Source organism: Cupriavidus sp. UYPR2.512 (genome assembly GCF_000379565.1).
GTDB lineage: Bacteria > Pseudomonadota > Gammaproteobacteria > Burkholderiales > Burkholderiaceae > Cupriavidus.
The window spans coordinates 56,713-78,207 of the sequence record NZ_KB903162.1; the positions used below are offsets into that span (position 1 = coordinate 56,713).

General features: G+C 68.5%; 16 protein-coding genes. 6 read left to right on the forward strand and 10 right to left on the reverse strand.

What is annotated here, in order from left to right:
• Position 1 precedes the first annotated feature (1 nt).
• The 8 genes from A3A5_RS0128240 to A3A5_RS0128275 all read right to left on the reverse strand — a co-directional run bounded on the left by A3A5_RS0128240 (position 2) and on the right by A3A5_RS0128275 (position 11,405).
• On the reverse strand, positions 2 to 952 hold the full coding sequence (locus A3A5_RS0128240) for a GDP-L-fucose synthase (RefSeq protein WP_018313823.1): 951 nt from the start codon (positions 950 to 952) through the stop codon (positions 2 to 4).
• A gap of 15 nt (positions 953 to 967) precedes the next feature.
• On the reverse strand, positions 968 to 2,086 hold the full coding sequence (gmd, locus tag A3A5_RS0128245; RefSeq protein ID WP_018313824.1) for a GDP-mannose 4,6-dehydratase: 1,119 nt from the start codon (positions 2,084 to 2,086) through the stop codon (positions 968 to 970).
• Positions 2,087 to 2,147: 61 nt separating this feature from the next.
• Positions 2,148 to 4,391 carry a polysaccharide biosynthesis tyrosine autokinase gene (locus A3A5_RS0128250; protein WP_018313825.1) on the reverse strand — a complete coding sequence of 748 codons (2,244 nt, stop codon included), beginning with the start codon at positions 4,389 to 4,391 and terminating at the stop codon, positions 2,148 to 2,150.
• Between the two features lie 47 nt (positions 4,392 to 4,438).
• Positions 4,439 to 5,818 carry an undecaprenyl-phosphate glucose phosphotransferase gene (locus tag A3A5_RS0128255; protein ID WP_018313826.1) on the reverse strand — a complete coding sequence of 460 codons (1,380 nt, stop codon included), beginning with the start codon at positions 5,816 to 5,818 and terminating at the stop codon, positions 4,439 to 4,441.
• Positions 5,819 to 5,890: 72 nt separating this feature from the next.
• Positions 5,891 to 7,456, reverse strand: coding sequence for a mannose-1-phosphate guanylyltransferase/mannose-6-phosphate isomerase (locus A3A5_RS0128260; RefSeq protein WP_018313827.1), 1,566 nt, complete (start codon positions 7,454 to 7,456; stop codon positions 5,891 to 5,893).
• 122 nt (positions 7,457 to 7,578) lie between these two features.
• Positions 7,579 to 8,589 carry a GlxA family transcriptional regulator gene (locus A3A5_RS0128265; RefSeq protein WP_035813864.1) on the reverse strand — a complete coding sequence of 337 codons (1,011 nt, stop codon included), beginning with the start codon at positions 8,587 to 8,589 and terminating at the stop codon, positions 7,579 to 7,581.
• A gap of 490 nt (positions 8,590 to 9,079) precedes the next feature.
• The gene (locus tag A3A5_RS0128270) at positions 9,080 to 10,141 is read right to left on the reverse strand and encodes a glycosyltransferase family 4 protein (RefSeq protein ID WP_018313829.1); all 1,062 of its coding nucleotides are present in this window, start codon (positions 10,139 to 10,141) and stop codon (positions 9,080 to 9,082) included.
• Between the two features lie 13 nt (positions 10,142 to 10,154).
• Positions 10,155 to 11,405 carry an oligosaccharide flippase family protein gene (locus tag A3A5_RS0128275; RefSeq protein ID WP_018313830.1) on the reverse strand — a complete coding sequence of 417 codons (1,251 nt, stop codon included), beginning with the start codon at positions 11,403 to 11,405 and terminating at the stop codon, positions 10,155 to 10,157.
• A gap of 263 nt (positions 11,406 to 11,668) precedes the next feature.
• On the opposite strand from A3A5_RS0128275, the gene A3A5_RS0128280 reads away from it, so the two are divergent.
• The 4 genes from A3A5_RS0128280 to A3A5_RS0128295 all read left to right on the forward strand — a co-directional run bounded on the left by A3A5_RS0128280 (position 11,669) and on the right by A3A5_RS0128295 (position 16,063).
• Positions 11,669 to 12,856: a glycosyltransferase gene (locus A3A5_RS0128280; protein ID WP_026201222.1), complete on the forward strand. Its 1,188-nt coding sequence runs from the start codon at positions 11,669 to 11,671 to the stop codon at positions 12,854 to 12,856.
• Positions 12,857 to 12,893: 37 nt separating this feature from the next.
• Positions 12,894 to 14,042: an acyltransferase gene (locus A3A5_RS0128285; RefSeq protein ID WP_018313832.1), complete on the forward strand. Its 1,149-nt coding sequence runs from the start codon at positions 12,894 to 12,896 to the stop codon at positions 14,040 to 14,042.
• A 199-nt stretch (positions 14,043 to 14,241) separates the two neighbouring features.
• Positions 14,242 to 14,880 carry a putative colanic acid biosynthesis acetyltransferase gene (locus tag A3A5_RS39470; RefSeq protein WP_018313833.1) on the forward strand — a complete coding sequence of 213 codons (639 nt, stop codon included), beginning with the start codon at positions 14,242 to 14,244 and terminating at the stop codon, positions 14,878 to 14,880.
• Between the two features lie 10 nt (positions 14,881 to 14,890).
• Positions 14,891 to 16,063, forward strand: coding sequence for an acyltransferase (locus A3A5_RS0128295; RefSeq protein WP_018313834.1), 1,173 nt, complete (start codon positions 14,891 to 14,893; stop codon positions 16,061 to 16,063).
• A 13-nt stretch (positions 16,064 to 16,076) separates the two neighbouring features.
• Here the strand turns inward: A3A5_RS0128295 and A3A5_RS0128300 are convergent, their stop codons facing one another.
• A complete protein-coding gene (locus tag A3A5_RS0128300; RefSeq protein WP_018313835.1) occupies positions 16,077 to 18,494 on the reverse strand; it encodes a hypothetical protein in 2,418 nt (805 codons plus the stop codon).
• Between the two features lie 482 nt (positions 18,495 to 18,976).
• Here A3A5_RS0128300 and galU point away from each other — a divergent pair, with 482 nt between their 5' ends.
• On the forward strand, positions 18,977 to 19,984 hold the full coding sequence (galU, locus tag A3A5_RS39475; RefSeq protein WP_018313836.1) for a UTP--glucose-1-phosphate uridylyltransferase GalU: 1,008 nt from the start codon (positions 18,977 to 18,979) through the stop codon (positions 19,982 to 19,984).
• A gap of 98 nt (positions 19,985 to 20,082) precedes the next feature.
• Here galU and A3A5_RS0128310 read toward each other — a convergent pair whose 3' ends face one another.
• Positions 20,083 to 20,532, reverse strand: coding sequence for a GDP-mannose mannosyl hydrolase (locus A3A5_RS0128310; RefSeq protein WP_026201223.1), 450 nt, complete (start codon positions 20,530 to 20,532; stop codon positions 20,083 to 20,085).
• A gap of 173 nt (positions 20,533 to 20,705) precedes the next feature.
• Between A3A5_RS0128310 and A3A5_RS0128315 the strand changes: the two genes are divergently transcribed.
• Positions 20,706 to 21,473 (forward strand): 5'-methylthioadenosine/adenosylhomocysteine nucleosidase, encoded by a 768-nt coding sequence (locus A3A5_RS0128315; RefSeq protein ID WP_018313838.1) that lies wholly within the window; start codon positions 20,706 to 20,708, stop codon positions 21,471 to 21,473.
• Positions 21,474 to 21,495 lie beyond the last annotated feature (22 nt).

Genomic DNA, 21,495 nt, shown 5'->3' on the forward strand with positions numbered 1-21,495 from the left:
CTCATGCCACGGCGGTGTTCCGGCTGTGCCGCGCGATGGCGAATTCGCGATAAGTGCGGGCGAGGCCCGCCTCCAGCCCGATCGTTGGCTGCCACCCCATTCCGGCGAGGCGCGATACGTCGAGCAGCTTGCGCGGCGTGCCGTCCGGCTTCGTGGTGTCGAACACCAGCTCGCCGGGAAAGCCCGCGATGCGGCACACCATGGCGGCCAGCGCGCGGATGGGGATGTCCTTGCCCGTGCCAACATTGAACACGCCGCCGTCGGGGTCCTGCTGCAGCAGAAACAGCGTGGCCCCGGCCAGGTCGTCGACGTGCAGAAACTCGCGCCGCGGGGCGCCGGTGCCCCACACCGTCAGCGTGTCGGCCCGGTCGCTGACAGCGTCGTGCGCCTTGCGGATCAGTGCCGGCAGCACGTGGCTGTTGGTCGGGTCATAGTTGTCGTTGGGCCCGTACAGGTTGGTCGGCATCAGCGAGACGTAGCGCGTGCCGTACTGCCGGTTATAGGCCTCGCACAGCTTCAGGCCAGCGATCTTGGCGATCGAGTAGGCCTCATTGGTCGGCTCCAGCGGTCCGCCCAGCAGGTAGCTCTCGCGGATCGGCTGCGCGCAGTCGCGCGGGTAGATGCACGAGGAACCGAAGAACACCAGTCGTTGCACGCCGGCTTCGAACGCGGCCTGGATCACGTTGGTTTCGATCGCCAGGTTCTCGTACAGGAACGAGGCCGGCCGTGACGCGTTGGCCACGATGCCACCCACGCGCGCTGCCGCCAGCAGCACCACGTCCACCGCCTGCTGCGAGAAGAAGCGCCGCACGGCGGCCTGGTCGGTGAGGTCGAGTTCGGCGCGCGCGGGGGTCAGCAAGCGCTCGTAGCCCGCTGCGCGCAGCCGCCGCACCAGCGCCGAGCCCACCATGCCGCGGTGGCCCGCGACGTAGATCCTTGTCTCTTTGTCCATGGTGCCTGCCGCCCTTTATTCGTGGTGTTCCAGCGCCTTGAAGCCGGCCAGCGTGACCAGCGCGTCACGCCGCGCGATCTGGAAGTCGGCGCGCACCATCTCTCTGACCAGCGCCGAAAACGGCGTGGTCGGCTGCCAGCCCAGTCTCTCGTGCGCCTTGGTGGGGTCGCCCAGCAGCGTCTCGACCTCGGTCGGGCGGAAATAGGCGGGGTCGACGCGCACGATCACCTTGCCCGGCGCGAGCCGCGTTTCCTTGCCGTGTACCCGTTCGACGATGCCGACTTCGTCGACGCCGGTGCCCTCGAAGCGGATGGTCACGCCCAGCTCGGCGGCGGCGTACTGCACGAACTCGCGCACGCTGTACTGCTCGCCGGTGGCGATGACGAAGTCCTCGGGTTGCTCCTGCTGCAGCATCAGCCATTGCATCTCCACGTAGTCGCGCGCATGGCCCCAGTCGCGCAGCGCCGACAGGTTGCCCAGGTAGAGCTCGTCCTGCAGCCCCACCGCGATGCGCGCAATGGCGCGGGTGATCTTGCGCGTGACGAAGGTCTCGCCGCGCACCGGCGATTCGTGGTTGAACAGGATGCCATTGCAGGCATAGATGCCGTAGGCCTCGCGGTAGTTGACCGTGATCCAGTAGGCGTAGAGCTTGGCCACCGCATACGGGCTGCGCGGATAGAACGGCGTGGTCTCCTTCTGCGGCACCTCCTGCACCAGGCCGTACAGCTCCGAGGTCGAGGCCTGGTAGAAGCGCGTCTTGCGCAGCATGCCGAGGATGCGGATCGCCTCGAGGATGCGCAGCGCGCCCAGCCCGTCGGCATTGGCGGTGTACTCCGGCTCCTCGAACGACACCGCCACGTGGCTCTGCGCGGCCAGGTTGTAGATCTCGTCGGGCTCCACGCGCTGGATCACGCGCAGCACGCTGGTGGCGTCGGTCAGGTCGCCGTAGTGGAGGAAGAAGCGCAGGTCCTGCTCGTGCCGCTCGCGATAGAGGTGGTCGATGCGGTCGGTGTTGAACAGCGACGTGCGGCGTTTGATGCCGTGCACCTCGTAGCCTTTGTCGAGCAGCATCTCGGCGAGGTAGGAGCCATCCTGCCCGGTGATGCCAGTGATCAGTGCGACCTTGCGTTTCATTCCCGTTCTCCCTGCCGTGTTGGATTGCCTTGGATGATTGTTCTGCTCGCAGCGGCGGCCGTCACCGGCTCACTTGATGCCCCTCGACGCTGGTGTTGTAGCCCGAGTAGCCGGCGCCCAGCCGCAGCGGCGGCTTGGGCACGTCGGTCAGCAGCACCCCGCGCACCGCCACGCCGCCGTTGCCGAGCCGGCGCACGGTCTCGCCGATCTCTCCGGCCGGATGGCGGCCGTGGCGCACCACCAGCAGCGTGGTGCCGGCATGGCGGCCCAGCAGCGTGGCGTCGGTGACTTCCAGCACCGGCGGGGTGTCGATGATCACCATGTCGTAGCGGTGCGAGAGGTGCTCGAGCATCATGCGGAAGCGCTCGCTCATCAGTAGTTCGGCGGGATCGGGCGGCACGGCGCCACGCGGCATGACGTCGAGGCCCGGCAGCACCTCGCGCACCACCACGGTGTCGAAGTCCTCGCCCATCAGCGCATCGGCCAGGCCTGGCTGGTGGCGCAGGCCGAAGTGGGCGTGCACCTCGCCGCGGCGCATGTCGCCGTCGATCATCAGCACGCGCCGCTGCCCGGCCGCGACCAGCGCGGCCAGGTTGACAGACAGGAAAGACTTGCCCGCGTCCTGGCGCGAGCCGGTCAGCATCACCACGTTGTTGGTGGCGTCTCGGAGCGCGTACTGCAGCGTGGTGCGCAGGCTGCGCACGCCTTCCACCGCGATGTCGTCAGGTGCGCGCGCGGCCAGCAGGCGCGGGGCGCCGCGGTCGTTGCGCCCGCGGTTGAGCTCGCGCTGCAGGCGCAGCTGCATGCGGCTGCGCGGCACCACCGCGCACACCGGCACGCCAATCAGCCGCTCGATGTCCTCCGGATGCTCCACGCCGCCGTACAGCGCCTTCCTCAGCAACGCCAGCACCATCGCCGCCAGCATGCCCAGGCCGGCACTGATCAGCACGAGCATGGCGCGCTGCGGCCGCACCGGCTCATCGGCCGGTTCCGCGAAATCCACCACGCGCACGCTGCCGACCTGGCCTGCCTTGACCACGCGCAGCTGCTGCGCATTGTTGAGCAGGCTGGTGTAGAGCTCGGTATCGACGCGCACGTCGCGCATCAGCCGCAGCGCGGTCTGCTCGGTATCCGGCAGCAGCGAGATGCTGCGGCGCAGCGCGTTCTGCTGCGCGGTCAGCGTGGCGATCTGCGCCTTCAGCGACACCACCGCCGGATTGGACTCGGTGTAGCGCGTGTTGTACTCGGCCAGCTGCGTCTCCATGGTCAGCAGCCGGTTCTTGTTGTCGACGATCTGCTGCAGCAGCAGGCGGCTTTCCTCGCCCAGGTTGACGGTGCCCAGCTTGTTGCGGAAGGAGTTGTAGCGCTCCTCGGCCTGGTCCAGTTCCTTGCGCAGCACCGGCAGCTGCTGCTCCAGGAAGGCCAGCGTGTGCTCCGCCTCGGCCGAGCGCCGCCCGATGTCCTGCTGCACGAACTGGCGCGCGATGGTGTTGACGATCTCGGCAGTCAGCTTGCTGTCGGGACCCTCCAGGCTGGCGCGGATGATGCCGGACTGCAACGCGGTCTCGCCGACCGCCAGCGCGCGCTGCACCGACTCCACCGTGGCCAGGGTGGACGCTCGCGTCAGCTCGAACTGCGTGCCCGGACGCCCCGTCAGTTGGTCGATGCGAACGCGCACCGGCCCCAGCGTGCTGGCGCCGCCGGCTTCCTCGCCGGCGCGCCCGTTCAGCACCAGCGCGCCGTCGGGATCGCGCAGGCTGTAGGTGCGCTCGCCCTCGACGGTCAGCACGAACGGCTTCTTGTAGTACCTGGCCGGCGTCTCGAACATCGACATCGTGATCGACTCGCCGCCCCACGCGTACTGCGGCAGCCCGAAGCGTGGCGGGGCGGGCGTCTTGCCGCTGTGGCGAGCCGCCAGCCAGCCGCCGATCACCGGCAGGTAGCGCGGCCGCGCGGCGATATCCAGGTGCAGCGTACGCACCGCGTCCTCGACCACCAGGCGCGAGCGGATCAGTTCGATCTCGGCCGCGGTGGACGACTTGGAATCAAAGATCGACGACAGCGACTGCAGCGAGTTCTGGTTGTTGGCATTGGCATCGCCCTTGCTGTCCTCGACCTGGATCAGCGCATCGGCGCGATAGACCGGCTTGGCCGTCATCGCGTAGATCGAGCCGCCCGCCAGCGCCAGCAGCGTGATGGCGGCGATCATGCGCCAGTTCCCCAGCAGCGTGACGAGGTAGTCGGACAGCCGCAGTTCCGGCGCCGCCGGTGACTCGGCATATTGGGTCTCTAGCAGGTTTGACATGGTGTCACGCCTCCCTTCCCGCCCGCGTCGCGGGCGGATGCCTCGGTTCAGTACGCGTTGCTGCGGAACAGGCCCTTGAACACGGTGGCAGCGATGATCCGCATGTCCAGCGCAAAGGACCAGTTCACCAGGTAGTACAGGTCGCAGGCGATGCGGCCCTCCATCTTCTCGATGCGGTCAGTCTCGCCACGGTAGCCGTTCACCTGCGCCCAGCCAGTGATGCCGGGCTTGATGCGATAGCGCTGGATATAACCCGACACCAGCTTGCCGTAGTGGTCGTCGTGCTCCAGCGCATGCGGGCGCGGGCCGACCACCGACATGTCGCCGCGCAGCACGTTGAAGAACTGCGGCAGCTCGTCCAGGCTGGTGCGGCGCAGGAAGGCGCCGACCCGTGTCACGCGCGAGTCGCCGCGCCTGGCCTGGGTGAGCTGACCGGCCTGCTCGGTGTGCACGCGCATCGAGCGGAACTTGTAGATGCGGAAGACGCGCCCGTCCGCACCCTTGCGCCGCTGCGAGAACAGCACCGGGCCGCGCGACGACAGCTTGACCGCGATGGCGATGGCCGCCAGCAGCGGCGCCAGCCCGATCAGCGCCAGCGCAGCGAAGAGCCGGTCGAAGATGTCCTTCTGCGCCAGTGCGCTCGGCGACAATGGCGACGCCGCCAGGTTGATCGCGTGCATGCCGATCAGGTCGATCATGCCGCCGTCGAACAGCGCCACCGTGCGCAGGTCCGGCATAAAGCGGATGTTGATCAGCTCGTCGCGGAATGCCGCCACGAATTCAAGGATCGCGCGCTCCTGCGACAGCGGCAGCGCCAGCCACAGCTCGTGGATTTTCTGCGTGCGCACGTAATGGGCGAAGGCGGCGCGGTCCTCGAAGGTCGGCACGCGCGCGTTGAGGCCGCCGGCCGCCGGCGCCACATTGAACGCCGCCACCACACGAAAGCCTGACGCCGGTGACTCCGCCACGCGCCGGATCACGGCGTTGCAGTGTGCGCCGCTGCCGACCACCGCTACCTGGTGCAGGTTCATGCCGGCGCTGCGCATATGGCCCAGCACCATGTGCGCGAGCAGTCGCGACAGGATCATCAACGCGCCGGTACTGGCGGTCCAGTAGGCGAACCACAGCCGCGACACCAGGTCGAGCCGGTGCACCGAGAACATCACCATCACGCCGCACAGCTGCACCAGCAGCCATGCCAGCGCCACCTGCCCCGCCAGGCCAAGCTTGGAACGGCCGCGCCACGACTCATAGATGCCAAAGGCCGGGAACAGCGCCAGCGTGAACGCCGCCGACAACGCGATGAACAGCTCGAACAGGGCACCCTGCTCGATCGCATCGAACCGAAACTGCGCGGCCAGCAGCGCACCGGCCAGCACCAGCGCCACGTCGAGCATGCGCGCCAGCATTCCTTCGAGCTTGACCATTTCGCCTCCTCCTGCCCGTCTGCCAAAACGGCTTAATGCGCCGGGGTCCCGCCGCCCCCGGGTCACCACTGTTCAGGCACAGCGCCCGTAGTTGTCGTCCATGCGCACGATGTCGTCTTCGCCGAGATAGCCGCCGGACTGGATCTCGATGATCTCCAGCGGCAGCTTCCCGGGGTTCTCCAGCCGGTGCGCCACGCCCAGCGGGATATAAGTGGACTGGTTCTCGCCCAGCAGGAAGGTCTCCTTGCCGCGTGTGACCCGCGCGGTGCCGCTGACGACCACCCAGTGCTCGGCGCGGTGGTGGTGTAGTTGCAGCGACAGGCGTGCGCCGGGCGCCACCACGATGCGCTTGACCTGGAAGCGCTCGCCGTGGTCGATCGAGTCGTAGAAGCCCCAGGGACGCCGCACCTTGCGGTGGTCCTCGGCCTCTGGCGCGCGCTGCGCCTTGATCCGCTCGACCAGGCCCTTGACGTCCTGCACGTGCGAGCGGTCGGCCACCAGCACGGCGTCGGCGGTCTCTACCACCACGATGTTGCTGGTGCCCACGCAGGCCACCAGCCGGCCGTCCGAGTAGGCATAGCTGGCGCTGGCGCCTTCGAACATCACCCGGCCGCGCGCGGCATTGCCGTCGCCGTCCTTCTCGGTTGCGTCCCACACCGCGTCCCACGAGCCGAGGTCAGACCAGCCCGCCGTGAGCGGCACGACCACGCCCTGGCAAGGCGCGCCAGGCTGGTCGAGCCGTTCCATCACCGCGTAGTCGATCGAATCGGACGGGCACTGCAGGAAGGGTTCGCCGTCGGGGCGGAAATACGGCGGCTGCAGCTTCCCGCCGATCACCGCGGCCATGCAGGCCTCGTAGATCGCGGGTTGCAGCGCCTGCAACGCACGCAGCCAGACCGTCGCTCGCACCACGAAAATGCCGCTGTTCCACCAGTACTGGCCGCTCTGCACATACTGCGCGGCGATCTCTATGGCCGGCTTCTCGACAAACCGCGCGATATCGTGCGCGCCGTCGGCATGCCCCTGGCCCAGCCTGATGTAGCCGTAGCCGGTTTCGGGGCGCGTGGGTGGCACGCCCAGCGTTACCATCGCGCCGCGCTCTGCATGCCCGGCGGCGATGGCGATCGCGCGGTGGAAGGCAGGGCCATCCAGGATGGCGTGGTCGGCCGGCATCACCACCAGAATTACGTCTTCGCCCTTGCCTTGCGCCAGCCAGGCGGCGATGGTCAGCGCGGGCGCCGTGTTGCGCCGCGCGGGCTCGACCACCAGGCGGGCCTGGATGCCGCTCTTGCTCAGTTGCTCGGCAGTGGTGAAGCGGTGCTCCTCCCCGCAGGTGATGATGGCTTCCGGCACCACCTCGCGCTCCGCGCCGAAGGCTGACAGTCGGCGCAGCGTGGCCTGCAGCAGCGAGTCGGTGCCGACCAGATCGATCAGTTGCTTGGGATAGTGCTCGCGCGACAGTGGCCACAGCCGCGTACCGGCACCGCCGGCCAGCACCACCGGCGCGAGCCGCAGCCGCTGCGCCAATGGCGGGACGCCATCATCGGGCGCCGGCCTGTCGGCCTGTGCAGCCGCTTCCTGCTCGGCTGGCGCCGCCGCGCCCTCCAGATTCGACACCGCTTGCGTCGCGTTCAACATGGCAAAGCCTCCAGACTCGGCAACCAGGCGCGCGGCCTCGCGCGGGCGAGTTGCGCCCGCCGCGGTGCCTCGCGGAGCTTTTCAAACAGCAATCGGGGGTGATGAATGCGCGCAGGCGCGCCTCAGCCGTCGGTGGCGGCCCTCTGTTCCCGGTGTTCCTTGTGGCGCTGGCGGAATTCTGTCGGTGAGACCAACAGCCGCTTGCGGAAGATCTTGGCCAGGCGGTCACCGTTGCCCATGCCGCAGCGGCGCGCCACCTTGTCGACCGGCAGCTCGGTCTCAGCCAGGAAGCCGCAGGCCGTCTCCAGGCGCGCGTGCAGCAGGAAGTCGGAAGGGGTGACACCCATCTCAAGCTTGAAGCGACGCAGGAAGTTGCGCTCGCTCATGGTCGCAACCTCGGCGGCGTCGGCGATCGAGATATCGTGCTCGCAGTTCTGCTGCAGCCAGCGCGCGGCGGCTCGGATCTTGTCGGCGGCGCTGGTCAGTCCGGCGTCGCCCAGCCGCGGCAGCAGCTGGTCGCTCCAGGCGGGCAGCACGCGCTCCACCACCGCGCGCGCCACGTCCACGCCCAGGTCGCGGCGGATCACCTTCAGCGCCCCCTTCATTGACTCGAAGCGCGGCTCGGCGTCATCGCCCGCTGGCATCACCGACAGGTGCGGGCGGCGTGACGCCTCGTCGGGCTTCATCACGCCCGCGGCCACCAGCACCGCACGCCCCTCCGCGATCGGCCACACGCTGTCGGTGGTGGAGCAGGCGGCGCGCAGCCAGCACCGCAGGCGCGTGTCGCTGGCTGCGGCACGGGCGCCGTCGCCGCCGGCGATAAACAGCATGTCGAGGCCGGCGGGAAGGCGCGGATCGAGGCTGTCGGTCCATACCCGCACCGCGGCCGAACCCGTCACGCCGCCGCCTTCGACCGACAGGAAGCGCACGTCATAGGTGATACGCCCGCCACTGCTGGGCGCCGTAAGCTCGTTGGCGGTCTGGAACAGTTCGGCGACCAGGCCGGCGCCGAGCAGGGAAAATCCGTCGTACAGCAAGATTCCGATGCGCCGCGAGGTGCAGCGTAAAGCGTTTATGGACAGTGCACTGGAAAAAACACTGACAGCGGGCGGCTCGATCTGTGCGTACGGCATGATTTTCCCCCAACTTCTCATGGTTTGCTTCTGGCGCGGAACTTCTTATATCGCATTGCAATATATACATTGCCGTTTCGGTTATTCCCGGATTAGCGATGCCTTGGCAGGAGGCATCAACCGCCTTCTCAAATATTCAGCAAGACACTGTTATTAAACATTTTTTGCGATTCAACACGGGACTCCGTTATTCACAAAAATCAATCTGTCGCACCTTGATAACCAATATAGCCATTACGCTGCATCGCAACATAAACGCACCAATTCGAACGTGATATAAATCACACTACTACGTGATCTGGTGCATTCTTAATTCACCAAGTGAGGGAAAACGCGCTTGGAATTTGACGCAAATGCAACAGCTTTGGCGACGCGCCCCAAATTGAGGAGGTGGAGTGATTTTGGTGCGCCGTGCTTGTCGGCGGGAATGCGCCACTTGGTGCCGGCTCGTCGTTGGCGGGCTGACTGCGCCAATGTCCGGGCATGCCTCTCAAGCCACCCCGAGCACCTCCTTCGCAATCACCTCATAGCGCAGGGCCGTATCGCGCAAGGTCAGGCCCTCCAATGGCCGCCGCGCTCGTGGTTGCCCCAGCGCGCGTGCCAACGCCTGCGCATAGGCATCGATATCTGCGCAATCGACCAGTTGCACGGAACCATGGCCGCGGGCGAAGGCAAACGCCGGGATGTCGCTGGCCACCACCGGGATGCCGCTGGCCAGCGCTTCCAGAAAGGCAATGCTGTGTGCCTCCGAGGCGGACGGCATCGCAAACACCGAAGCCAGGGCGAGCAGCGCCGGCACGTTGTCGCAGGGGCCATTGATGCTGACCATGCCGCCGAGCCCGAGTTCGGCCGCCAGCGCCCGCACCCTGGCGTAGTACACGGGATCCTCGATCACGCCGTACAAAGCCATCCGGGCCTGCGGCGCCTGCTGCAGCAGGGCGTGGAACGCGCGTACGGTGCGCAGCTGGTTCTTGACCGCGTCATAGCGCCCGATCTGCAGCAGCAACGGCGCGGCGCCGGACGGGGCGGCTGGCTGCATCGCAAAGCGACTGGTGTCGACGCCGTTTGGAATCACGGTCAGGCGCGGATGCGGCCCCACCGCAGCCTGGTAATCGCGCACATTGCTCTGCGCCACGCCCACCACCGCGCGGGCGCGCCGCGACAGCAGCCGTTCGGCCCAGCGGAATAGGTCGCGCTCGAAGTCATTGACCGCGGAATGCATGACATACACCACCGGCACGCGCGAGGGCAGCGCGCGGGCATAGAAGGCGGGAATGGTCGCGTGCGCGAAAACGACGTCGGGCCGCCAGCGACGCATCACGCCATGCAGGTACCAGAGCCGCGCCAGCGGGCGCTGGGCGTGCTTCGGGAAGCTGCATGCCACGCCGGCCGCGGCAAGCTGGGCCCGCAGCGGCGTGAAGTCGGCGTGCGCGGGCATCAGCGCTGCCACCGCCACCGACTCGCCGCAGCCCTGCTGGTACAGCGCGAGGTCGCGCACCAGAATTTCCGCGCCCGACATGCGCGGCGTCAGTACCAGATGGAGTATGCGCATGACTTTCTCCTGATTACTTGCCCCTGAAGACCCTGGCCAGCATCCATGCCATCGCGCTGGCGAGCCCGACGGTCATGGACCAGGCAATGCCGATGGCGCCCCACCAGTGCGTGGCTGGCGCCACACACGCCAGCAACACGCCGGCCTGCACCAGCGAGGCATGGGTAGTCACGCGGGGCTCGCCGATGGCGCGCAGATAGGCCACCAGCAAGGCGATCAGTGCGCCGATCGCCATGTTGAGCGTGAAAACACGGAACAGCGGCACGGCCTCGATCCACGTCGATCCGAGCAGCAGCAGGAACAGCGGCTCGGCCGCCAGGTTGAGGGCCACCACCGCCAATACCAGTGCCAGCGCGGCCAGCCCCAGCAAGCGGCGCAGCAGGCGTGGCGCGGAGCCGTCCTGCTGCCGGTGGCGGGCGGCAAAGGTGGGGAACAGGTACTGCGACATCGCGATGCCGGCGTCGGCCAGCAGCATCTGCGCAAGCTTGGAAGACATCTGGTAGGCGCCCAGTTGCGCCGGGCCCAGCAGCTTGCCGACCATGACCTTGTCGAACTGGTTGAGCAGCAGGTTGATCACGCTGGCCGCCCAGATCCAGCGGCTGAAGCCGAGGTAGTGCCCGATGCCGGCCCAGCGCAGGCGCAGCGGCGGGCGTGGACGGATGGTGGCCCAGGTCAGCGCGGTCTTCAGCGCTTCGGCGCCAAGCAGGCCGATCACGACGCTGTAGGCGCCCGCGCCGGCCAGCGCGCACACCACGCTGAGCGTGCAGTCGGCAAGGGCCGCGGCAATCTCCAGCGCGGCTACCCGGCTGAAGTCGCGCTCGCGCGTGACGACATAGTAGGCGGGGGAGGCCACCCCGCGCAGCAGCGGCAGCGCGGCGGCAAGCTGCAGCAGCGGCAGCGCCCCGGGCAGGTGGAACTGCGCTTCGAGCAGTGGCGCCAGCGCCAGCAGCAGCAATGCCACCAGCGCGCCGCGGCAGGCCAGTGCCGACCAGATCGCGCCGAGCTCGGCCAGTGCCGGCGCGCGCTGGCCCTGGATCACGGCCTGCGGCAGGCCGGTGTCGCTGAGCGCCTCGGCGATCGCCACCGCCAGCAGCGCGACACCGGCCACGCCGAGCGCCTCGGGCCCGAGCAGTCGCCCGACCACCAGGAACTTGACCGCCACCATGCCGCGCACCGCCGCCTGCTGCGCCAGCACCCACATGGCCGAACTTGCGGGCGGCCGCCGGCGCGACTGCCCCGCCAGGAATTTCAGCGTCTTGATCATGGGATTCCCGTCCTTGCTGCCGTGCGGCTCCTGCGGCCTCACCAGCCCGTCCGGTGGCGGCAGGCGGCAACGGCACGCAACGGACTTAACTAGAACGCGGCGCGGCCGCGCCGTCCCGCCATCGCATAGCTGATTTCAGCCAATGCGGCGCGGCGCCACACCAATCGCCTTTATCCGCCAGCCGGCGGCTGGAAATTGGCGTCTGCCGACGTACGCGCGCTGCTAGTGTTGCGATAACACCGGCCGGCAACCAGGGAATGACGATGTCCGACTCCTGCCTCTTCATCATCGAACCCGATTTCACCGGCCACCGCTGGCGCTACGTGGAATGGGCGCTGCAGGCCTTTGCCGAGGCCGGCCGGCGCTGCGTGGTGGTGACCGACCAGGCCAACCTTGGCCATCCGCTCGCGCAGGCGCTGCAGGCCGGCCGCTCGCCTGGCTGCACGCTGATGGCCATGCCGCTGCCGGCCGACGCGGGCCGCGGCACCGGCCGCATCGCCTATGTGCGCTACTGGCGCATCTTCCGCCACCTGTTCTGCCAGGCTGCCACCGCGCAGCGCTGCGAGCAGGTACTGGTGCCCTACGCCGACTACTTCCTGTGGGCGTTGCCGCTGCTGGGCTCGCCATTCGGCGCGACGCCGTGGGTGGGCATCACGATGCGGGCCGGCTTCCACCACCACCGCGTGGGCGTGCGGGCGCCGCGCCAGCCGCTGATCAATGCGGTCAAGGCGCTGCTGTTCCGGCGCGCGCTGTCGGCGACGGGGCTCAAGACGATGCTGTCCATCGACCCTACGCTGCCCGGGTGGTATGGCAACCGGGCCGGTGCCGCATTGGCGTACCTGGCCGACCCGAGCCCGGACATGGCGCCTGCCACCCAGGCGGCGGCGCGCGCGCGGTTGGCACTGGGCGACGGCCCGGTGCTGCTGGTCTACGGCGCCATCACGGCGCGCAAGGGCATCCGCGAACTGGTGGCCGCGCTGGCCGCCCGCCCCGGCGCACCGCGGCTGGTGGTGGCCGGCGTGCAGGACGAAGAGACCCGCGCGTGGCTTGGCGAAGCCGCCGCCAGCCTGTCGCCGGCGCCGCTGCTGCTGGACCGGTTCATTCCCGAGGCGCAGGAGGCCGACCTGTTCTCCGCCTGCGACGCGGTGTGGCTCGGCTACAAGAGCCACTACGGCATGAGCGGGGTGCTGGTGCAGGCCTTCCGCTTCGGCAAGCCGGTGCTGGCGACCGCCGACGGCCTGATCGGCTGGTTCTGCCGCGGCCGCGACCTCGGCCCGGTGATGGACGACCTTTCGGCAGCCGCTATCGGCCGCGCGCTGGACCAACTGACGCAGCCGCCGGCGCCGCCCGCCACCACGGCAGCCGCCGCGGGCGCCGGCTCGCGCGCGCAGCTGCTGGCGCGCCACACGGTCACCGAATTCAAGATGACGCTGCGCCGGGCCGCGGCATGACCTGCCGCGCCGGCCGCACCGAGCGGAGAAGCTACCAATGCCACTTTCACACCAAGCCGGGGCGCCGGCGCCTGCCCGGCTGCGCGAGCTCGACTTCATCCGCGGACTGGCCATCATCGCCGTGATGGGCATCCACTTCCATACCGTCAACACCGGCAGCACCCTGGTCTGGCTGCTCGAATATCCGCTGAAGAACTTCGGCCGCGAAGGCGTGACGCTGTTCTTCACGCTGAGTGGCTTCCTTGTCGGGGGCCTGCTGATGCGTGAGCTGGCCGAGCGCGGCACGATCGATGCGCGCCGCTTCATCATCCGCCGCATGTTCAAGATCTGGCCCGCTTACTACGCGCTGATCCTGTTCCATGCCGTTGTCGGGCGCCACCCGCGCGATTCCTTCCTGGTGCAGAACCTGACCCACCTGCAGAACTACCTGGGCTCATCGATCGCCCAGACCTGGAGCCTGGCGGTGGAAGAGCATTTCTACCTGCTGCTGCCGCCGGCGCTGCTGCTGGCCGCGCGCCTGCGCCTGGGACCGCGCGTGCTGCTGTGCCTGCTGTGCGCCACCTGCCTGGCGGTGCTGGTAGCGCGCGGTGCGGCAGTGGCGTCCGGCGAGATCCAGGCTGCCTACGTCTACACCCACTACCGCGTCGACAGCCTGCTGTTCGGCGTGATGCTGGCGATCCTGTACTGGATGCTGCCGGGACACTACCGCAAGCTGGCGACGCGACGCGCGTGGCTGATGCTCGCGGTAGCCACGCTGCTGGTGTGGCTGGTGTTCCTGCAGGACGAGATCACGGTCGAGGAGAGCATCGGCTTCACCATCCAGTCAATCGGCTTCAGCGCGCTGATCATGCTGGTGCTCGAGCATTCAGGCCGGCTGCGCGACACACTGCCCTACCGCTGGGTGGCATGGGTGGGGCTCTACTCCTACGGCATCTACCTGTGGCACACGGTGGCCCGCGAGCCAGGCAAGATCTTCATCAGCGCCGCGCTCGCCCACGGCGTGCCGCCGATGGCCACATGGGCGCTGGCGGTGGTGCTGCAGTTCGCCATCGCCATCTGCGCCGGCTACGTGACCACGCGCGTGATTGAGTTCCCGTTCCTGCGGCTGCGCGACGCGATCTTCCCTGACCGCCGCGCCAGCACCGCGCCAGCGCCGGCGCAGGGCCTGCACGGCCCGCTGCACTAGCGGCCCCCATCGCCACGCCACAACACGCTAGTGCGTGGCCGCCAAAACCTATTCCGCGCGGGCCAAATGCGCGCGAATCCGCGTTGCGAGGCGGCTGGCGTTCAATAATTTTTTCAACGGGAACACAACTGGCACTCGGCACCGGGACAGCCGCACGCCGGACACCTCGATCCGGCGGCAAATGAAGGGGAGGTCGATCATGGAAGGCGAAGCACTGGCCCACCAACTCGAAGGCGCCGGCTTCACGCGCCCCGCTGGCCGCGTGATCGCGCTGGACTGCGCCGGCAAGGGCAACTACGTGCGCCGGCGCGGCCTGCTGGTCGAGGCGCTCTGGTTCCTGCTCGAGGCCACCATCGTCAACAACAAGCTGGTGCCATTTTCCACGCTGCGCGTGTCGCTGCTACGCCTGTTCGGCGCACGCATCGGCCGCGGCTGCCGGCTGATGCATCCGATCCGCGTCAAATACCCGTGGAACCTGGAAGTGGGCGATGCCTGCTGGTTCGGCATCGACGTCTGGCTGTACAACCAGGCGCCGATCCGCATCGGCTCGCACGTCTGCATTTCGCAGGGCAGCTTCCTCACCACCGGCTCGCATGCGGTCGATACCAACATGGATCTGACGGTCGCGCCGATCGTGATCGAGGACGGCGCGTGGGTCACCTCGCGCTGCATCGTGCAGAAGGGCGTCACCATCGGGCGCTCCGCGGTGGTCACGCCGATGTCGGTGGTGCACCGCTCGCTGGCGCCCGAAGGCATCTACGGCGGCAATCCCTGCCGCTTCATCCGCAAGCGGTTCGACGGCACCGGCCCCGACCATAGCGCACCCAAGGTGCCCTGAGGAGACTGTCATGCAAGACCTGGCACACACGATCAGCGCCGAACGCGGGCGCTCGATCGAACTGGATTTCGTGCGCGGACTGGCGATCATCATGGTGATGGGGATGCATTTCCACACCGTCACCGCCGGCTACCCGCTGCTCGCCGCGATCGAGTACCCGTTCAAGCAATACGGCCGCGAAGGCGTGAACCTGTTTTTCACGCTGAGCGGCTTCCTGGTCGGCGGCCTGCTGCTGCGTCAGTACGCGCAAACCGGCCATATCGACGCCGCACGCTTCATCATCCGGCGCATCTTCAAGATCTGGCCGGCCTACTACGCCCTGATCCTGTTCCACGTGCTGGTGGGGCGTCACCCCACCAGCACCTTCCTGTACCAGAACCTGAGCCACCTGCAGAACTACCTGGGTTCATCGATCGCGCAAACCTGGAGCCTGGCGGTGGAGGAACACTTCTACCTGCTGCTGCCCGCGCTGCTGTTGGTGATGAGCCGCTGGCGCACCAGCGCACGCACGATCCTGTGGACGCTGGGCGCGCTGTGCGCGGCGGTGCTGGCGGCACGTTGTGCGGCGGTGGCGGCGGGCGACCTGCTCGCGGCGTCGGCCTACACGCAATACCGTATCGACAGCCTGCTGATCGGCGTGATGCTGGCGACGGTCTACTGGATGCAGCCAGAGCTGTACCGGCGCCTGGCCCGCAACAAGGTGCTGCTGGGCGCGCTGTTGCTGGGCCTGGTGGTATGGCTGGGGTGGCTGCAGAAAGCGCTCGCGCTCGAAGAGAGTGTGGGCTACACGATCCAGGCGATTGGCTTCGTCGCGCTGATCATGCTGGTGCTGGAATACTCGGCCGCACTGCGCAATGCCCGGCTCTATCGCGCCGTGGCGTGGACCGGCGTCTACTCGTACGGCATCTACCTGTGGCACTCACTGGCGCTGGCGCCGGGCGACCTCTTCATCCGCAAGGCGATGGCCCTCGGGCTGCCGGTGCCGCTGGTGTGGGCCGCGGGGCTGGCGCTGCAGTTCGGCCTGGCAATCGCGGTCGGCTTCCTGACCACGCGTGCGCTCGAGTTCCCCTTCCTGCGGCTGCGCGACGCGCTGTTTCCGCCGCGCCAGCCCTGCGCCGATGCCGCCGCGGGTGGCACCGGCGACGGCGCGGCCGCACTGCCCAGCAAGCGGCCCGCGGCTTGAGCGTCTGATGCCGTTACTGCGGCACGTAGCCTTCGGGCGCCGTCACGCGCGACTGGATCACGGCCGCGTTGGCGGACACGACATAGAGCGGCGTCCCGGTGAGCTGCAGGTTGACCGCGCCGTTGGCATAGGACACCGAGATCGCGTTGCCCATCATGTCGAGGACCGTCACCTGTCCGCTGGTGCCGGGCGCGTCGACCTGCAGGCTGTAGGGAATGCCATAGGTCGTGCTGAAGCCTGCCGCCGCGCTCCAGCTGGCATTGCTGTGCGCCCACAGCGCCGTCACCACCTTGCCGCCGTTCAGGCGCTGGAACGCGTAACCGTAGGCGCCCGCGGGCAAGCCGGTCAGCGGGCCGAGCGTATTGGTGCCGTCGATCAGGCGCGTCATCGCCGCCACCGCCATGGCCGCGGGCTTGGGGCTGATGCGCTCGGGCCCGTAGCCACCGCGTGCGTTGTCCAGATCGAAGAACACGCCATAGCCGGCCTGACTGGTCGAATCGGGCGTGTCGCTGGCATAGAAGATGAAGGTCACGTCGGCGCCTTCGCCGAGCAGGATCAGGTGGGTGCGCGCCACTACCGAGCCGTGCCCGTACAACACGTTGGGTGTCGGGTAGGCCGGGCTGTATGCGGTGCCGAGGTCGTAGCTGATGCCGGTCTCGGTGACGAACAGCCTCGCACCGCGCTTGAGCTGGCTGGCAACGGCGTGGCGCAGCTCGCGCATCGCGGCCGGCAGCGCATTGGCGGCGACCGCCGCGTCGCTGTCGCCCACCAGCCGTTCGGGCGGGTGCGACGGCGAGGTGCCGATGTCGTAGTAGCCATGCACGGTGACGCCGTCGAGGTAGGGCCCCAGTCCTTGCGGCACCAGACGGTTCAGCCAGCGGGTGTTCTCGCGCACCATCGCGTTGGTGACGCCCATCACCACCGCCGACGGATCGGTGCCGTGGATGCCCTGCCAGGTGGCGCGGTACATCGCAACAAGGTTGGCGTCAGTGTCCAGCCACGGCAGCCCGCCGGTGTAGTCGGGCTCCCAGGTCACCTGGTAGTAGTTGGCCGACTGCGCCGGGAAGTATTGCTTGCGGATCCGGTCTGACTCCTGGCCGACGCGGCCCATGTAGCTCTGGTAGTCCGGCAGCGATTTGGGCGCATAGCTATGGGTGGCCATTCCGGTGGGACTGGCCCAGGCCGGGATGCCGTCGAGCTGGATCAGCCGCATCAGGTCGCCCGGCTTGAAGAACGGTGCCAGGTTATCGGCCAGCGCCGAGAAAGTGTTGGGCCCGTTGGGCTCCGTCTTGTACCAGTTGCGGTTGTCGTTGGCCCAGCTCAGGCCCAGCGCGGTGTAGAGCGGCCGATAGCCGTCGCCGGTGCAGCAGGCCTGGCCGGGCAGCAGGTACGCCGCGCCCTGGCCGCCGAAGCGATGCAGGTCCTGCCGTGCAAAGGTAGCCACCGGCAGCACCGGCGTCACATCCGGCAGCACGCCGAAGCTGGCGATGCCGTCCGGCCGCGTGCCGCGGCTGCGCAGCGCGCCCTGCCCCGAACCGAGGCTGGCCGAGATGGCGAAATAGCCGGCCAGCGCTGACATGCAGTCAAGCGTGGTGGTGCGCGCGCCGGCCGCGGCGGGAAAACTGCCCTGCGCCCGCACGGTGCCCCAGGCATCGGCGATCTGCCAGTTCACGATGTCGTCAGCTCCGGTGCGGGTCGTGAAGCGCAACTGGAAAGCCGCACCCGCAGCCGCCATGCGGGTGCCGTCGCCACCGACGAAGTCAGCCTCGATGGCATCGCCGGCGCCACCCGCCGCCACGCCGGCGCCGGGCTTGTTGCAGCTGAGCACGGCGCGGGTGGGGCTGCCGGGGCTGGGTGTTGGCGCGGACGGCTCGGTCGCGGCGCTCGCATACCAGCAGCCCTTGGCGGCACCCGGCGCAGGGTCGCCGAACACGCCGTTGTTGCAGGCCACGCCGTCGGAAAAGGTCTTGGTGACGTACTGCGTCGAGGTGCCGTACTTGACCACGCGCGTGCCGGTGAAGGTGCAGAAGCCGCTCTCGCTGCCGCATGCGACCCAACTGTTGTCTACCGCCGCCGAGGCCGCGCCGGCGTCGTACCAGCAGCTCTTGGCCGTGCCGGGCGCAGGGTCGCCGAACACGCCGTTGTCGCAGGGCGTGCCGCCGGTGAAGGCCTTGATGACGTACTGAGTCTCGGTACCGTACTTGACCTGGTGGGTGCCGCTGAACACACAGGTCTTGTTTTCGGTCGCGCACAGGGTCCAGGCGTCCGCGGCCTCCACGGCCAGGCTCGCGTTTCCGCCGCCATCGGCGCCGCCGCTGCCACAGCCGGACAAGGCAAACAGCAGCGAACACCACAGGCACAGGCTCGCGAAAGCGGTACGCAGGCGCGGCAGGGCCGCCGCGCTTGCCTTGGGGCTGGTACAGATCGTCATGGCTTCTCCATGGTTGGTCCCAGAGTGGGGGCGGGGCGAGGCGCAGTGTCACGCGCCCGGCCCAGGCCGGAGGCATCGGCGGCAGGGCCGGCCGTGCATGGCGCAAGCCGCGGATGGGACGGACTAACGCTGTGGCGCCCGGCGAAGCATGCCGGGTCCGGCCGGACAGGATGATGGGAGCGCGGGCGCTGACCGGCAGCGTGCACGGCCGCCGGGCCGTCCGGCCGGTTCCGGAAGCTTAGTTAGGGCATGCCGGTTCGATCGGCCAAAACCCTACCTCCAGCCGACGAGAGCGCCGCGCGTGGCGCGCAGCGCCAGCGCTGCCGGGTGCGCGCTGGCCGGGCGCTGGCTGATTAGGGCGAACTGTTGGCAGAACGCCACGCGTCGCACGCCATACGCTGCAGATACCGCCTCCGCTGCGCGCCCCAAGGGGCACTGCGGAGCCGGTCGCCAGCGTCCCAACCAGAAAACAGGACAACGTCATGCTCAAGGTCAAGAAAGCCGTGTTCCCGGTTGCCGGTCTCGGCACGCGATTTTTACCGGCCACCAAGGCCAGCCCGAAAGAGATGCTGCCCGTGGTCGACAAGCCCCTGATCCAGTACGCGGTGGAAGAGGCGATAGCGGCCGGCATTACCGAGCTGATCTTTGTCACCGGCCGCAGCAAGCGCGCCATCGAAGACCACTTCGACAAATCCTGCGAGATCGAAGCCGAGCTGATGGCGCGCGGCAAGCAGCAGTTGCTGGACGTGGTACGCAGCATCAAGCCCTCGCATGTCGACTGCTTCTATGTGCGCCAGGCCGAAGCGCTGGGCCTGGGCCACGCCGTGCGCTGCGCCAGCAAGCTGGTGGCCGACGAACCTTTTGCGGTAATCCTGGCCGACGACCTGCTCGATGCGCCCACCCCGGTGCTCAGCCAGATGATCCGAGTGTTCGACCACTACCACAGCTCGGTGGTTGGGGTAGAAGAGATCGCGCCGGAGGATTCGCGCGCATATGGCGTGATCGCCGGCAAGCCCTGGGACGACCGCTTGGTGAAGATGGCCGGCATCGTCGAGAAGCCGGCGCCGCAGGCGGCACCCTCACGGCTGGGCGTGGTGGGCCGCTATGTGTTCACGCCGCGCATCCTGGACCACCTGCAGGCACTCAAGCCCGGCGCCGGCGGCGAGCTGCAGCTGACCGACGGGATCCAGGCGCTGCTCGCCGATGAGCAGGTACTGGCCTACCGCTACCACGGGCGCCGCTTCGACTGTGGCAGCAAGCTGGGCTACCTGATGGCAACGGTCGAATTCGCGCTGCGCCACGCCGAGGTGGCCGAACCCTTCAAGCATTACCTGCGCACCGAGCACGCGCTCGGCATGCCGGGCCGCCTGGCCACGGTGCCGACGGCGGCCGGTGACATCGCCGAGCTGCAGCCCGAGCCCGAATCCGCACGCGCCAGGGAGTCCGAGTCCCCGACGGTCAATGAATCGCTGGCCGCGGCGGATGCCTAGTGTGCCCGGCAGCCGCCCCCCGGCTGCCGCGGCGTGCAGGGCACTTGAGCCCGCCTTGTGCGGGCTCTTTTTCATGGTGGCGCCGCCGGATGCCGCGGCTAGCGGAAGTACGCCCGCGTGTTCTCGTGCACGTCGTCGCAGCCGAGGATCTGGGCCGGCGGCATCCAGCGGTACTCGCTGTGCTGGTCCGACGGCGTGGCCAGCCCCATGCCCGCCACCCGCACCGCATAGGCCAGTACCACATAGTGCGTGCCGATGTCCGGCGCACCGGTGAAGTTGTCCGGGTAGAAATGCTCGTACACGCCCAGCATGCGTGCCTCGCGCCGCCGGAGGTCGAGCCCGAGCTCGTCTGCAGCCACGCGCCGGAAGGCGTCGTCCAGGCCCTCGTCCTTGCGGATGCGCCCGCCCGGCACGAACCAGCTGCCCTGCGCCGGCCGGTTCCTGCGGCGGCCCAGCAGGATGCGGCCGCCCGGCTCGGCCACCACCAGGTCGATCGCCACCAGCGGCGCAGCGCGCACCACCGCAAGAAAGTCGTCTCTGCTCAGCATGGCTGTCGCGTCCGCGGATTTCGTCATCGGCAAAGTGTAAGGCGCCGGGGCGGCCTCGCCGTCAGCGTCGTCCAGGCTGCAAACGCCACAATCCCGCGGCCGCCCGCCACGATTTACGCAACGCGGGCGTCGCGCAACGCTAAGCTATCGGCTTTGCAGCTACCCTCACTGCCATGACCCTCGGAATCCTTGCCGCCATCCATGATGAAGTCGACGCCCTGGTCGCCGCCATGCGCCACGATGACAGCCGCGCCACGGTGCGCACCATCGGCATGCGCGACTACTACGCCGGCCACCTGTACGGGCAGCCGTGCGTGCTGGTGCTGGCGCGCATGGGCAAGGTGGCCGCGTCCGCGACCACGGTCACGCTGATCCGCGAGTTCGGGGCCACGCAGATTGTGTTTACAGGACTGGCCGGCGGCGTCGGCGCGGATACAAGGGTGGGCGATATCGTCATCGCCGACCGCACCATCCAGCATGACCTGGACGCGCGCCCGTTCTTCGGGCGCCACGAGGTACCGCTGCTGGACCGCGCCGAATTCCCGGCCGACCCGGCGCTGACGGCCGAGCTGCATGCCGCCGCGGCGGACTTCCTGCGGCAGGACCTGGCCGCCGAAGTGCCGCGTGAGGTGCGCGAGCGCTTCGGGGTCGCCTCGCCGGGGCTGCACCGGGGCATGATCGCCAGCGGCGACCAGTTCATCGGTTCGCCCGCGGCGGTCGCGGAATTGCGCGAGCGCCTGCCCGGGCTGCTGGCAGTGGAAATGGAAGGCGCCGCGGTGGCGCAGGTCTGCCATGAATACGGCGTGCCGTATGCCGTGATGCGGACCATCTCGGACCGTGCCGACGACACCGCCCATGTGGACTTTCCGGCCTTCCTGAAGGATGTGGCCAGCCACTATTCCAGTGGCGTGCTGCGCCGCCTGCTGGCGGCCAGGGCCTGAGCCAGGGCCCGGTGCGCATTTG